14 protein-coding genes are annotated in these 13,960 nt (G+C 39.7%); 2 read left to right on the forward strand and 12 right to left on the reverse strand.

What is annotated here, in order from left to right:
- Window positions 1-72: 72 nt before the first annotated feature.
- Both E5N72_RS11330 and E5N72_RS11335 read right to left on the reverse strand, forming a co-directional pair.
- Complete coding sequence (locus E5N72_RS11330; RefSeq protein ID WP_135924698.1) at window positions 73-705, reverse strand: outer membrane beta-barrel protein; 633 nt, start codon at window positions 703-705, stop codon at window positions 73-75.
- Between the two features lie 236 nt (window positions 706-941).
- The gene (locus E5N72_RS11335) at window positions 942-1,949 is read right to left on the reverse strand and encodes a rhodanese-related sulfurtransferase (protein WP_105174083.1); all 1,008 of its coding nucleotides are present in this window, start codon (window positions 1,947-1,949) and stop codon (window positions 942-944) included.
- A gap of 200 nt (window positions 1,950-2,149) precedes the next feature.
- Here E5N72_RS11335 and E5N72_RS11340 point away from each other — a divergent pair, with 200 nt between their 5' ends.
- Window positions 2,150-3,475: a DEAD/DEAH box helicase gene (locus tag E5N72_RS11340; RefSeq protein WP_135924701.1), complete on the forward strand. Its 1,326-nt coding sequence runs from the start codon at window positions 2,150-2,152 to the stop codon at window positions 3,473-3,475.
- Between the two features lie 2 nt (window positions 3,476-3,477).
- Window positions 3,478-4,308: a S1-like domain-containing RNA-binding protein gene (locus E5N72_RS11345; protein ID WP_135924703.1), complete on the forward strand. Its 831-nt coding sequence runs from the start codon at window positions 3,478-3,480 to the stop codon at window positions 4,306-4,308.
- 231 nt (window positions 4,309-4,539) lie between these two features.
- Here E5N72_RS11345 and E5N72_RS11350 read toward each other — a convergent pair whose 3' ends face one another.
- From E5N72_RS11350 to serC, 10 genes are all read right to left on the reverse strand, one after another.
- On the reverse strand, window positions 4,540-5,259 hold the full coding sequence (locus tag E5N72_RS11350) for a hypothetical protein (RefSeq protein WP_135924705.1): 720 nt from the start codon (window positions 5,257-5,259) through the stop codon (window positions 4,540-4,542).
- A gap of 96 nt (window positions 5,260-5,355) precedes the next feature.
- A complete protein-coding gene (locus tag E5N72_RS11355) occupies window positions 5,356-6,204 on the reverse strand; it encodes a hypothetical protein (RefSeq protein WP_135924707.1) in 849 nt (282 codons plus the stop codon).
- Window positions 6,205-6,478: 274 nt separating this feature from the next.
- Window positions 6,479-7,183 (reverse strand): orotidine-5'-phosphate decarboxylase, encoded by a 705-nt coding sequence (gene pyrF, locus E5N72_RS11360; RefSeq protein WP_135924709.1) that lies wholly within the window; start codon window positions 7,181-7,183, stop codon window positions 6,479-6,481.
- Window positions 7,184-7,215: 32 nt separating this feature from the next.
- Window positions 7,216-8,352 (reverse strand): lipopolysaccharide assembly protein LapB, encoded by a 1,137-nt coding sequence (lapB, locus tag E5N72_RS11365; RefSeq protein WP_135924712.1) that lies wholly within the window; start codon window positions 8,350-8,352, stop codon window positions 7,216-7,218.
- Between the two features lie 2 nt (window positions 8,353-8,354).
- Window positions 8,355-8,636, reverse strand: a complete 282-nt coding sequence (locus tag E5N72_RS11370) for a LapA family protein (RefSeq protein WP_054551349.1) — start codon at window positions 8,634-8,636, stop codon at window positions 8,355-8,357.
- Between the two features lie 20 nt (window positions 8,637-8,656).
- A complete protein-coding gene (ihfB, locus tag E5N72_RS11375) occupies window positions 8,657-8,944 on the reverse strand; it encodes an integration host factor subunit beta (RefSeq protein ID WP_036968575.1) in 288 nt (95 codons plus the stop codon).
- A gap of 65 nt (window positions 8,945-9,009) precedes the next feature.
- Complete coding sequence (rpsA, locus tag E5N72_RS11380) at window positions 9,010-10,677, reverse strand: 30S ribosomal protein S1 (protein WP_063528811.1); 1,668 nt, start codon at window positions 10,675-10,677, stop codon at window positions 9,010-9,012.
- Window positions 10,678-10,769: 92 nt separating this feature from the next.
- Complete coding sequence (gene cmk, locus E5N72_RS11385) at window positions 10,770-11,483, reverse strand: (d)CMP kinase (protein ID WP_135924714.1); 714 nt, start codon at window positions 11,481-11,483, stop codon at window positions 10,770-10,772.
- Window positions 11,484-11,587: 104 nt separating this feature from the next.
- Window positions 11,588-12,868 carry a 3-phosphoshikimate 1-carboxyvinyltransferase gene (gene aroA, locus E5N72_RS11390; protein WP_135924716.1) on the reverse strand — a complete coding sequence of 427 codons (1,281 nt, stop codon included), beginning with the start codon at window positions 12,866-12,868 and terminating at the stop codon, window positions 11,588-11,590.
- Entirely contained in the window at window positions 12,869-13,957 is a 1,089-nt protein-coding gene (gene serC, locus E5N72_RS11395) for a 3-phosphoserine/phosphohydroxythreonine transaminase (RefSeq protein WP_135924719.1), read from the reverse strand.
- Window positions 13,958-13,960 lie beyond the last annotated feature (3 nt).

The following is a 13,960-nucleotide window of genomic DNA, read 5'->3' on the forward strand; positions in this document are numbered from 1 at the left end:
TATATGTAGGTAAGTGTAAAAAAGCGCACTAACTTATTACTAGGTAACTCAACTAAAAAATCCTCGGATAAATCAGAGCTTAAACACTATTGAAGCAACGATAGTATGTGTGTTGCTATCATTAATTTTTGTATTTTCATAATCAAGTGTTAAGGCCGTACCACTAGACAATGCATAACCAATACCTAGCCCGGTTAAAAGTGATACTCCAGAGTCTTTTTGATCAACAATAAAGTAATCATCAGAGAATTTTTGAAGAAAACTAAAATTACTATCCCAAAGTACACTACCTAAATGCGCCCTAACAAATACATTGCCAGTAATTGGGTATGTACCAAGTAAACGCAGATCAAGTGCATTGGTTTCAAGCCCTCCGCTGTAAACAGAATTTTTAACGACCGTACCACTTTGATTAGTTGTTTCGCTATAGACATTAAATTCGGCTTCGCCAAGCACACTAAAACCTGCTTCTATTGCTAGATATTGATTAAATTGGTAGCCGGCAAATCCTCTAAACCCAGTTCCTGTGTCACTGTAGTCATAACGTAACGGTAAAATTTCTTGCTGCTCTAACAACGGGATAAAATTAACATCGTAGTAATTTTTTTGAGCAGCAATGCCAATGTAACCAAATTTATTTTCGTTAAGCGCTGAATGAGCAAAAAATGGCATTGAACACATTGCCACCGTAAGTAGTTTGTACATTGTATATATCCTTATACTTCAAACGTTTACTTTTTAAAATTAAGAAAAGATAGTGTTGGAGATGGTATCTAAAATAAATAATCGGCAGATTGTACAGCAATAAGGAACAAATGGTAGCTTTTATAGCAATTACAGTGACTTAATAAACAAAGTAACTATATTTAAAAAGCTAACTAATAAATAATCCATAAAAAAACCCCAGACTATGCTGGGGTTTATAAGAAATTTGCTAAAGGTTACTGTTGGCGCTGTGCTTCTTTTTGCGCTTTTTTAGCTTCTTTACGCTTACGAAGAACTTCTTGCGCTTCGTTACCGATGTGACCTTCGCCACGCGCTTGTGCTAATTCGATTTGCTTTTGACGCTCAGCAAAACGGGCACGTTGCTCTTCTGTTAGGCTGTCGTGACAGTGATGACACGAAACACCTTCCATGTATTCAGGCTTTTGCTTTTCTTCTTCAGTGATAGGCATACGACAGGCATGGCATTGGTCGTAAGAGCCTTTTTGTAAGTCGTGATTTACCGCAACGCGGTTATCAAATACAAAACACTCACCTTCCCACATGGTTTCTTCTTTTGGTACTTCTTCTAAGTACTTAAGGATACCGCCTTCAAGGTGGAATACCTCGTCAAAACCTTGCTCTTTCATATACGCAGTTGATTTTTCACAGCGAATACCACCGGTGCAGAACATAGCGACTTTCTTATGCTTTGCTGGATCTAGGTTTTCTTTTGCCCACGCTGGGAATTCACGGAATGTTTTAGTGTTTGGATCAACCGCATTTTGGAAAGTACCAATCTCGATTTCGTAATCATTACGCGTATCGATAAGAATCACTTCAGGGTCTGAAATTAACGCGTTCCAATCAGCTGGTTTTACGTATGTACCCACTACCTCACGTGGGTCGATACCTTCAACACCCATAGTTACGATTTCTTTTTTAAGTTTTACCTTAGTACGGTAGAACGGGCATTCATCATCGTATGACTCTTTAGTCACAATGTTATCTAGGTTTGGTTGTGCATCTAACCATGCTAATAGGTTATCAATACCTTCGCGCTTAGCAGAAACAGTACCATTGATACCTTCAGCCGCAAGTAACAAAGTACCGCGTACTTCATTGTCTTCCATTACTTTAAGTAATGGTTGGCGAATAGCTTCAAAATCTGGAAGGGCTACAAATTTGTAGAGTGCGCACACAACAAAGTGCTCGCTGGTTACATTGTCTTTATGAACAGCAGTCATGGTTTTACCTTTTGCCTTAAATGCCCATGTGGGGCGTTAACCGAATCGTAAATCCGGCGCATTGAGGGCGCGTATTTTACGCGAATTAGCGATAATTGCAAAAACTGATGCGAAATAGCTGTGTTTTTACTGTCTCCTAGCAAGGCAAGTACGTTATAATGAACAAGATTTACTAAATTTTGCTCATCGGAGATTACGCATTGCATTTTACTGAACTTGGGATTGATACACGCCTCGAAAAACAACTTGCGCATCAAGGCATCACCCAGCCCACTGACATTCAAGCTCACGCGGTACCAACAGCTATCGCAGGCCATGATATTTTTGCACAGTCAAAAACAGGATCGGGCAAAACGCTGGCGTTTTTATTACCTGCTGTACAGCGTGTAATGAAACAAAAAGCACTCAGTAAACGCGACCCTCGCGTTTTAATCGTTGCGCCTACCCGCGAATTAGCAACCCAAGTATACAGTCAATTAAGACTATTAATTGCCGGCACTAATATTAGTGCCGTTAAAATACTCGGTGGCGAAAACTTTAATGACCAAATTAAGGCGCTACGCAAAGACCCTCATTTTGTAGTGGGCACACCGGGGCGTTTAGCTGACCATTTAAGTCAACGTTCATTACAGCTTTCAGGCTTAGAGCTTTTAATTTTTGATGAAGCTGACCGTATTCTAGATTTAGGCTTTACCGATCAAGTTAAAATGATCAACGAACTTGCTGATCACCGATTACGTCAAACGTTATTGTTTTCAGCAACCCTTGACCATGCACAAGTTGATGCCCTGTCACGTAACTTATTACGTTCACCAAAACAAATACTGTTAAGTGCTTCTAATGAGCAGCATAGTGACATTACCCAGCAGCTTTATTTAGCTGATCACCTAGATCACAAAGAAGCGCTACTTGAGCACTTTGTAAAACAAGACAATGTCGGACAATGCATTATATTTACCGCAACACGTGCCGATACTCAGCGTTTAAGCCAGTTATTAACTGATAAAGGCTTTAAAGCACAAGCACTCGCTGGTGACTTAACCCAAGCCAAACGCCTTGAAATCATGGATGCCTTTAGCCGTGAAAACTTTAAAATCTTAATCACCACCGATGTTGCATCACGTGGTCTTGATTTATTAAGCGTGACCCATGTAATTAACTTTGACCTACCAAAGCATGCTGAAGAGTATGTGCACCGTATTGGTCGTACAGGTCGCGCAGGCTTTAAGGGAACTGCTATTTCGTTAGTGGGTCCGAAAGATTGGCCAAGCTACAAAGCAATTAAAGCATTTTTAAATGATGAATTAAGCTTTTTCACCGTTGATGGCCTTGTTGGTAAATTTAAAGGCCTACGTGAGAAAAAACCACAAACGGTTTGGAATAAAGCAGAGAAAAAAGTCGCTGCAAAGCCTGCTAAACCAAAACGTAAAGCTGCCCCTAAAAAACCGAAAACGCCTATTAAACCACCTATTGATGTCGATGGTTTTTCACCTTTGCGTCGTAAGAAAAAACCAGAACAGGAATAATAATGAGCATTCTTGGAACAACCCAAACACTATTCGTTAACGAAATGTCAAACGAAGGCGCCTATTTAGATGGCCGTGACTTAGGTGAAGTATTTTTACCAAGTAAAGAAATTGAATACGAACTTGAAGCTGGTGACAGCGTGCAAGTATTTATTTATTTAGATCATGCAGGCCACCCAACCGGCACCACAAAAAAACCTTTAGCTGAAGTGGGCGAATATGCCCTACTCCGTGTTAAAGCAATTAATAGCACTGGTGCGTTTATGGATTGGGGTCTCGAAAAAGACGTACTTGCGCCATACAATGAACAAAAGCCAAAAATGAAAGAAGGCTTTTCGTATCTTGTACGCTTATATCTCGATAACGCCAGCCAACGTATTTGTGCATCAAGCAACTTTAATAAGTTTTTATCGAAAGAAGAACCAACTTACTCAACGATGGAAGAAGTTGACTTAATCGTTGCCGGTAAAACAGACCTTGGCTACAAAGTACTCGTGAACGAAGCCCACATTGGTGTGGTTTACTACAATACGGTATTTAAAAAGCTATTTGTTGGCCAGCGCTTAAAAGGCTTTATTCAAAAAGTACGTGAAGACGGTAAAATCGACGTACTACTTGAAAAGCCAGGTATGGGCAAAGTAAACGACTTAGGCGAAAAAATCTTAACTAAATTAAAAGCCGAAGGCGGTGTACTTCACCTTGGTGATAAGTCTGACCCAGAAGCAATTAAAAAGACTTTCTCAACCAGTAAAGCAAACTACAAAAAAGCCATTGGCGGCTTGTTTAAGCAAGGTTTAATCGAGATTGAAGCAACGTCGATTAGATTAAAATAAGTTGCGAGTTGCGAGTTGCGAGTTGCGAGTTGCGAGTTGCGAGTTGCGAAAGATATTTAATTATCTGAAAGAGTAAAGTGAAAGCTTTACTCTTTTTTACCTCATATCAGCAATTGAAAGTTTGAGTTGAAGAACTGCTCTAAGTATTTTCAGACATTTGTTATGCTCACCCAACAATTAGTTAATTACGAAGTCAAACTAGGCACATTTAGTGCCTTGTTATTCGAAATTTTATAGTTTTGCGAGGTCATCAATTAGTTGTGGATTTTTAGACATATATGCCACATAAGAATTCCCAATTGGGGTTAGATTGTAAGTATCACCACTATCAGTTATTAAACCACTGCTAACAGGAAATGCAATATATTTTACCCAGTCCCACTCAGCAAACGCTTCTCCTACAAATCGCTTCACTTCCTCAAAATTATTTTTAGCACTTTCTTTAGATATTTCACCATTATTCTGTCGCATGATGTTAAATAAATTATATTGAGATCTGAATAGGACTTTATTTATATCAAAATATCGTAATGCACTTTGATAAAGAGCTACTTCTTTTGCTAGGATTTCAATTTGCTCCTCTTGAGGCAAATTTAAAGCTGCTAAATGACTTTTTATGGCATTATATAGCTCAACACTAAACTCAGTTTTATAGTCTTCATGTCTTTTCTTTATCGCCTCACTGCTCATAGTATCTGGTAAATTGATAGAACTGGAAGTGGCTGATTCTTTGATCTCGGACGACTGCTTTTCAGCTACAAACTTAGCTGATAATCCAGAAGTTGTCGCAGAAAGTTCAGAGACCCTATTACGCGTAAAAAAGTTACTAATTACGTCAGAAATTCCTGATCTAAACTTTATACCGATTATTATGACTGTTAAAGGCCAAACAAGTACTGATACTAATTCAACAATTAATTTCGGAGTCCATGCATATATAGTTTCTTCCATTTAATCTCCTATTGGATTATGCCATCAAATAATTTATAAATTCTTGGTAAGAGTATTTAAACTTGCAAGCAATGGACGCTATTGATATTGCGCTATTTAAGATGCATTTTTAAAATCATTGATTAACTCATCAAATTCAAAGCTAATAACATCCGCCTCAAATGGCATATTAGATAAAAAACATTCAAGTTTTTGAATAGCCTCTTGATTAACTTCATCAGAAACTAAAACAAAAGTAACTTTAAAGCCAGCTTTTTTAGATTCAGATAAACGTTCATAAATATGCATGTATCGTGTAATTTGTTCTTCAAACCTTCTTGAATTAAAAAAGCCCCTAGTCATCCTACGGTAATATTTAACATCAAAAGCATTTAAGCTACTCTCTGTAGCTAAGGCACCATCCAGACTAAAATCAACACCGTCTAAAGTTAAACTCATTTCACGTTGTAAATTTTTCCCATAAGCCAAAGAAAGCTTTTTGAATGCTAGATCTTCTGCAATCCGACCTTCATCTCGTCTTATTCGGAAAAGCATACCTTCAATTTTTACCCTTCTCTCTCGATCAGTTTTATTGAAGTCTAATACATCATTCGATTTGAAAATCTCATTTGCATCAAAATCTAAAACTCCGATCGCTGCTTCTTCATGAACACTATCATCATCTAATTGATCGTCTATTGAAGGTTCTTTTTTATGTAATAAGTTTAGAAAGTTGTCTTCATTCTCAAAGTCAGATGGAGCATAAAGCACCTTATGATTCCAATTCAAAGTTACAAAAAACAATATTATAAGAGCAAAGGGAAACAACATTAGGAACCAAATATAAGTTTGCTGGTTAGTTTCACTTATAAAAGGTAGTACTGCACTACCTGAAACTTCAGCTATACCGGCAAAAATAGCAATCACTGTAAGGGGGTTTTTAATTGTTGATATTTGTTTTGGCACGATGCCTCCTTTGCATCTGAAAAGCCTAATAGGAAATAACTATATTATTTACTTGCTTAATTAAAGTACCAGAAAAAAACAACAAATCAATTTGTTGGATAATTGTTCAACTGAAAATAAACTTAGAGTTATGATTTAATCCATTATAGACACTTCAATTTCTTTGAGGAAATAAAAGCATTGTTAAATTGCCACAAACAAAAAGAGCATTGTATATAGCGCGATATAAATCACGCTTACAATGCTCTTAAAAGACTATTTTAAAATAACGAGGTTATTTTAGTGAGTCGTTAATTTCTTTTAGTGTTGCAACTGGATCTGCCGATTTGGTGATTGGGCGGCCTACAACTAAATAGTCGCTACCATCTTCTACGGCTTGTTTAGGTGTCATGATGCGCTTTTGATCACCTGCATCGCTGCCTGCTGGGCGAATACCTGGGGTAACCAGTTTAAAGTCTGCGCCTAATTCAGCTTTTAGCTTTTTCGCTTCTTGCGCTGAGCACACTACCCCATCAAGGCCTGACTCTTTAGCAAGTTTTGCTAGGTAAATTACTTGCTCTTCTGGCGTTTTATCTACACCTAAACGAGTAAGCTCTGCGGCATCCATACTGGTTAGTACAGTTACTGCAATCAGTAATGGAGCATCATCACCAAACTGCTCTAAAGCTTGTTTTGCTTTGGTCATCATTTCAACGCCACCAGAGGCATGCACGTTAACCATCCACACACCCATTTTTGCAGCTGCGGTTACAGCTTTAGCCACTGTGTTTGGAATATCGTGAAATTTTAGGTCTAAGAATACATCAAAACCTAAGTCGATTAGTTCCTTAACAAAGCTAGGACCAAAATACGTGAACATTTCTTTGCCTACTTTAAGGCGACACGTATCAGGCGATAATTGCTTTACAAACGCAAGAGCTGTTTGTTGATCATCGTAATCAAGGGCAATTAATACTTTTTTTGAATCTTCGACAGACATAACTTTCCTAAAAACTAATGGACTAATATGAATTAAAAACCGTCTATGCCACGGCTTGGAACAATTGTTTCCCAGTGCTTACACGATGGACATACCCAATAAATGGTATGACTGGTAAAGCCACAGTGCTGGCACTGAAAATCAGGTTTGGTTGCGATATAAGACGTTACTAGCTTATCAATTTGATCGAGTACATCTTTAATATCGTTATTTTGCTTGGCAAGTAGCTGTAATAAAAAGCTAAAGCCACGAATAGTCGGATGACGCTTTAAACTATCCGTTAAAAATTTAATTGCTTGCTCGATATGGCCTTGTTCAAGTAAAGCTTGGCAATGTTTTATTTTTATTAATACACCACCTTTATCGAGCAACTCGTTGAGTAACTCATGAAATTGATGGGTTAAGTTTAATTTTTGATAACTAACTGCAAGCTCTTCAATAAAAACCGGCGCAAAAAATGTAAATTGGCTAATAAGCTCGCGCCAATAATAAATTGCTTTTACATAATCTTCATTGGTAAAGGCACTGTGGCCAAGCTCATACAATGGGCGAATGGCTTTATGGTTTAAGCTTATGGCTTTACGCATAATTTGCGTATCGTTATCTTGTAAGGCTGCTTCGCAGTAAAAATTAGCAATGGCTTTCACATGCTGAGGTTTAGTAAATAAATCACTGTGCGCCTCGAACATGTTAATGCCCTTTTCCCATTCACGAGTTTGTGAATAAAGGTTAATAATTGGCTCTAGTGCCTCTTTATGCCCTGCCTTTACAAGCCACACTAAATGCTCTTCTGCGCCGTCTAGCAAACCTGCCATAATATAATCTTCAGCAAGTTCTAGGCGACTGGTTGCAGCTTGTTGTTCATCAAGGCTTGGATGTTTTAATAGCAGCTCATGAATTTTAATTGCGCGATCAAGCTCGCCGCGGCGGCGAAACATGGTGGCCAATGTTGAATAATGCTCAACTGAGTCAGCTGCAACTTCGAGTAGATTAATAAGGTGTTCTAAGCCTTGGTCTTCTTCTCTGTCTAAGAGAAACTTAAGGCCTTTAGAATATTCAGAGGTAATTTGGCGGTTAAGCTGATGAGCTTGGTTTTTAGCGCTGTTTTTGCCCATTATCCAACCGTAACCGGCTGCAACGGGTAAAAGTAAAAACAGAAGCTCAATCATGATTAGGTGTCTTTATTAGCAACAAGCTTTTTATTGTTTTTTTCAGGCGCTAATTTCTTCTTTAAGCGATAATTCTGCCACTTTAACTGAGAAAACAGTGTAAAGCTTATAAAACAACCAATTGCGACACCTAAAATAAAGCAGATACTTATTACAACAGCTAGGGGTAAGGTATTACTGGCGATTAAATAATTGATTTGCACCAATTGTGGATTCTGTGAACCAAGTACAAACGCAATAAATAAACACAGCGCAATTAATACAATTTTTAATACCCTAAACAAGTAACTACTCCTGTATAAAACTAGGCAATACTCGCATTTACGCGGTCACGTAATTCTTTACCTGGTTTAAAATGTGGTACGTGCTTACCGTCTAACTCAACTGTTTCGCCAGTCTTTGGATTACGACCTGTGCGAGGAGAACGATAATGCAATGAGAAACTTCCAAAGCCACGGATCTCGATGCGATCTGAGCTAGATAATGAGCCGGCCATTTGTTCAAGAATTTCTTTAACGGCATTTTCAACATCTTTCACAGGGATGTGTGCGTGTTGCTCAGCAAGTTGTTCTATCAATTCTGACTTAGTCATAGCGTTTCCTTAAAGAGTGGTAAAGGAAGGGCAAAGCTGCCCTTCCAATTTAAAAAGACTAGATATTAGTCTTTTTGAGCATTTTTGAATGCTGCAGCCATAGCGTTTTCGAACGCTGGCTCTTCTTTCTTAAGCTTCTCTAGTACTTCTTTCTCTTCTGCTTCGAAAAGAGCTTTAACAGATAAGCTTAAAGTGCGGTTCTTACGATCAACACCAACGTATTTCGCTTCGATTTCGTCGCCTACAGAAACTACAGTAGTAGCATCTTCAACGCGCTCTTGAGCGATATCAGCTACACGGATGTAACCTTCAACGCCTTCGATTAGCTCAACAGTTGCGCCTTTCGCATCAACTTCAGTCACTTTACCTTTAACAATAGCACCTTTTTTGTTTGCGTCCAGGTAGTTATTGAATGGGTCAGCTTCGATTTGTTTAACGCCTAGAGAGATACGCTCACGCTCTGGGTCAACTTGTAATACGATAGCAGTGATTTCGTCGCCTTTCTTGAATTCACGTACAGCTTCTTCGCCTGGCGTGTTCCAAGAAATGTCTGAAAGGTGAACAAGACCGTCAATACCGCCTTCAAGACCGATGAAGATACCGAAGTCAGTGATTGATTTGATCTTACCAGTAACTTGGTCGCCTTTGTTTTGTAGACGAGCAAATTCTTGCCATGGGTTAGCAATACATTGCTTAAGACCAAGAGAAATACGACGACGCTCTTCGTCGATTTCAAGAACCATAACTTCAACAGTGTCACCTAGTGAAACAACTTTTGAAGGGTGGATGTTCTTGTTAGTCCAATCCATTTCAGAAACGTGTACTAGACCTTCTACGCCTTCTTCGATTTCAACGAAACAACCGTAGTCAGTAAGGTTAGTTACACGACCAGAAAGCTTAGAACCTTCTGGGTAACGACCAGCGATAGCTGCCCATGGATCTTCGCCAAGCTGTTTAAGGCCTAGAGATACACGAGTCTTTTCTTTGTCGAATTTAAGAACTTTAACTGCGATTTCGTCGCCAACATTAACGATTTCTGAAGGGTGCTTAACACGCTTCCACGCCATGTCTGTGATGTGTAGTAGACCGTCAACACCACCAAGGTCAACGAACGCACCGTAGTCAGTAAGGTTCTTAACGATACCTTTAACTTCTTGACCTTCAACAAGGTTAGCAAGAAGCTCTTCACGCTCTTGTGAGTTTTCTGATTCGATAACTGCACGGCGAGAAACAACAACGTTGTTACGTTTTTGGTCAAGCTTGATTACTTTGAACTCAAGCTCTTTACCTTCAAGGTGAGTTGTGTCACGTACTGGACGAACATCAACAAGTGAACCAGGTAGGAAGGCACGGATTGAATCAACTTCAACAGTGAAACCGCCTTTAACTTTACCGTTGATAACACCAGTAACAGTCTCTTGCTCTTCACATGCTTTTTCTAAGCGGATCCACGCTTCGTGACGCTTCGCTTTCTCACGAGAAAGGATAGTTTCGCCGAAACCGTCTTCGATTGCGTCTAAAGCAACATCTACTTCGTCGCCAACAGCAACTTCTAGTTCACCAGCAGCATTTTTGAATTGCTCAGCAGGGATTGCACTTTCAGATTTAAGACCAGCATCAACAAGTACGATGTTGTTCTCGATTGAGATAACTGTACCTTTAACGATAGAGCCTTGCTCTGCTTCAAAACCCTTTAGGCTTTCTTCAAATAACTGCGCAAAATTTTCTGACATTATACGTCTCTAAATAATTAAATAACCAATTAGCAACCATGCTGCATGGGGTTGTTAAAATCGCGCTAGCATCCTGCCGGCACCTTATAAATTTACTTTTTAGCTTTTGGAAGCTTTCCTGCAAGTACTGCTTCGTCGAGTAAAGTTACTACTTTATCAAACACTTGCATCGCATCAAAATCGCTAGTATCGATTTCAATGGCGTCTTCTGCAGGCACTAATGGCGCAACCTCACGTGTCATATCACGGTGATCTCGCGCTTTTATGTCCTCAAGTAGACCACTTAGTGTAACATCAAGACCGCGTTCATTCAACTCAGCAAAGCGACGACGTGCGCGCTCTTCAGCTGTAGCAGTTAAATATATTTTCAACGGTGCATCAGGAAACACAACAGTGCCCATATCACGACCATCAGCAATTAAGCCATTTTCTGTACGAAATGCACGCTGACGGCGTAATAATGCTTCTCTCACTCGTGGTAAAGCTGCTATTTTCGATGCAGCTGCACCCACTTCTTCATTACGAATCGTGGTTGTGACGTCTTCGCCTTCCAACACAATTTTCGATGTGTGAGTGTGGCTATCAACCAAAAACTGCACATCTAAGTTTGCTGCAAGTGGTACTAATGCATCTTCATTATCTAATTCAATCTGATGGTGAAGCGCAGCAAGTGACAGCACACGGTAAATCGCACCGCTGTCTAATACATCCCAACCTAATTTCTCGGCTAACAAGCGACATACAGTTCCCTTACCTGAACCGCTTGGACCATCGATGGTGATTACGGGCATTGATAACGCCTGCATTTATAACCTCCTGCAATGCACACCAAAATAAAACCGGAATATTATACGCCAGTTATTAAAATAGATCCGCACTTAGAGTGTAACTTTTTATATTTTCTTCTGTTTTATTGACTTGAGACAGACTCTAGAACTTTGAAAAATGTAGGAAACGTTTTATACGTACACTTAGGATCGTTAATAGTTATCGGCTTGCCGCCCACTGCAACCATCGCAAAACACATTGCTATACGGTGATCGTTATAGGTATCAATCGCAACATCATTAAATGTGTCAGGTGGAGTAATTTCGATAAAATCTTCACCTTCTACAACCTCTGCACCTACTTTTCTCAGTTCGGTTGCCATTGCATATAAACGGTCAGTTTCTTTAACACGCCAGTTATAGATGTTACGAATCGCCGTTTTACCCTTTGCAAAAAGTGCTACAGTTGCCAGTGTCATGGCCGCATCAGGTATTGCGTTAGCATCAATATCTACAGCATTCAGCTCGCCTTTGCGAACCACCAGCTTTTCATCGTACCAATCGATTTTTGCGCCCACTTGTTCCATAACTTTGGCAAAGCCAATATCACCTTGAACAGACGCCGCACCTACCCCATTAATTTCAATTTCGCCGCCCGCTATTGCAGCTGCCGCAACGAAATAAGAAGCACTTGATGCATCACCTTCAACCATAATACGCTCAAGTGCTTGATACTGCTGACAGCCTTTTACATAAAACGTTTCGTAGTTGTCATGGCTTACAGTAACACCGAAACGCTGCATCACATCAAGGGTAATATCAATGTAAGGTTTAGATACCAGCGTGCCTTTAATGTTAATTTCCGTGTCGCCATTAAATAACGGTGCTGCCATTAATAGCGCTGTTAAAAACTGGCTTGAAATACTGCCATCAATGGCTACTTTACCACCATTGATTTTACCGCCTTTAATAGCCAATGGTGGATAGTCGTTATTTTTTAAGTAAGTTACATCACCACCCAGTGCTTGCAATGCATCAACCAAATGGCCGATTGGGCGCTCTTCCATGCGTGGCTCACCAACAAGCTCATACTCACCTTCAACAGCAGCAAGTACAGCTGTTAGCGGGCGATACGCAGTTCCAGCGTTACCTAAAAATAACGGTTCAGATGGTGTATTAAATTTACCCGCTACACCTTCAACGGTCGCCACTGTTTTGTCTTCATTAAGCGTAACATTAACACCTAATAATTTTAGTGCACCAAGCATATGACGGATATCGTCGCTATCAAGCAGGTTTTCAACCACTGTTGTACCTTTAGCAAGCGCTGCTAAAAGTAAAATACGATTTGATAAGCTTTTTGAACCGGGTAAGGTTACGCTACCATTAACTTTTGCAATAGGTTCAAGACGTAGTTGTTCCATTTAACTATTCTCCTTTGCAAAGTTAGCCATAAAATCAACCAAGGCTTGCACGCCTTCAAGTGGCATTGCATTGTAAATACTTGCACGCATACCACCGACAATACGGTGACCTTCAAGGGCTAATAAGCCTGCTTCTTTTGATTCACTAATGAATTTATCATTCAGCGATTCATCATTTAACCAAAACGGAACGTTCATACGCGAACGGCAATGCTTAGCAACTTTATTGCTATAAAAATCTGAGCTATCAATATAATTGTAAAGTAGCTCGGCTTTTGCGATGTTTTGCTCTTCCATCGCTTTAACGCCACCATTTGCTTCCAGCCATTCAAACACTTCAGCGGCTAAGTACCATGCAAATGTCGGTGGTGTGTTGTACATGCTGCCTTGTTTCGCTTCTAATGCATAATCAAGAATACCCGGCTTTGCAAGACCTTCACGTTCAAGTAAGGTTTTACGGATAATTACAATAGATAAACCAGATGGGCCGATATTCTTTTGCGCACCAGCGTAAATAAGATCAAACTGATTTACATCAAATTCGCGCGATAAAATAGTCGACGACATATCAGCAACAATCGGTGCTGATGGGTGTGATGGTACGTCAAAAATTTCGATGCCATCTACGGTTTCATTCGGGCAATAGTGAATGTATGACGCATCAGCAGGTAATTCCCAGCAGCTTGCAGGCTTAATTGAAAACTGACCATTTTGCTGTTCATCATCACGTACGTTGATACTTTGAACTGTGGTGAATTTTGCCGCTTCTTCTGTTGCACCTTTCGACCACACGCCATTTTCACAGTAAATAGCTGGCTTACCATCAAGGTGAAGATTCAGTGGCACAGCACTAAATTGACCACGACCACCGCCATGCATAAATAATACTTCAAACTCATCGCTAATATTCATTAAGCGACGCAGGCTTGCTTCACATTTAGCAGTAAGCGCTAAAAAGTCGCTGCTGCGATGGCTAATTTCCATCACAGATACACCTAAACCTTGCCAATCAATAAATTCTTTTTGTGCTTTTTGCATAACTGCCGGCGGTAGCATTGCCGGTCCTGCACAAAAATTATATTTAGTCATTAC

Origin of the sequence: Pseudoalteromonas sp. MEBiC 03607 (assembly GCF_004792295.1) — a bacterium.
In the GTDB taxonomy this organism is placed as follows: domain Bacteria; phylum Pseudomonadota; class Gammaproteobacteria; order Enterobacterales; family Alteromonadaceae; genus Pseudoalteromonas; species Pseudoalteromonas lipolytica_C.

Bases quoted from the DNA above. Each gene is read 5' to 3' on its own strand.
- E5N72_RS11350 (WP_135924705.1), bottom strand. From the start codon at position 5,259: ATGGAAGAAACTATATATGCATGGACTCCGAAATTAATTGTTGAATTA.
- serC (WP_135924719.1), bottom strand. From the start codon at position 13,957: ATGACTAAATATAATTTTTGTGCAGGACCGGCAATGCTACCGCCGGCA.
- rpsA (WP_063528811.1), bottom strand. From the start codon at position 10,677: ATGTCAGAAAATTTTGCGCAGTTATTTGAAGAAAGCCTAAAGGGTTTT.
- pyrF (WP_135924709.1), bottom strand. From the start codon at position 7,183: ATGTCTGTCGAAGATTCAAAAAAAGTATTAATTGCCCTTGATTACGAT.
- E5N72_RS11335 (WP_105174083.1), bottom strand. From the start codon at position 1,949: ATGACTGCTGTTCATAAAGACAATGTAACCAGCGAGCACTTTGTTGTG.
- E5N72_RS11345 (WP_135924703.1), top strand. From the start codon at position 3,478: ATGAGCATTCTTGGAACAACCCAAACACTATTCGTTAACGAAATGTCA.
- lapB (WP_135924712.1), bottom strand. From the start codon at position 8,352: ATGATTGAGCTTCTGTTTTTACTTTTACCCGTTGCAGCCGGTTACGGT.
- E5N72_RS11330 (WP_135924698.1), bottom strand. From the start codon at position 705: ATGTACAAACTACTTACGGTGGCAATGTGTTCAATGCCATTTTTTGCT.
- aroA (WP_135924716.1), bottom strand. From the start codon at position 12,868: ATGGAACAACTACGTCTTGAACCTATTGCAAAAGTTAATGGTAGCGTA.
- cmk (WP_135924714.1), bottom strand. From the start codon at position 11,483: ATGCAGGCGTTATCAATGCCCGTAATCACCATCGATGGTCCAAGCGGT.
- ihfB (WP_036968575.1), bottom strand. From the start codon at position 8,944: ATGACTAAGTCAGAATTGATAGAACAACTTGCTGAGCAACACGCACAC.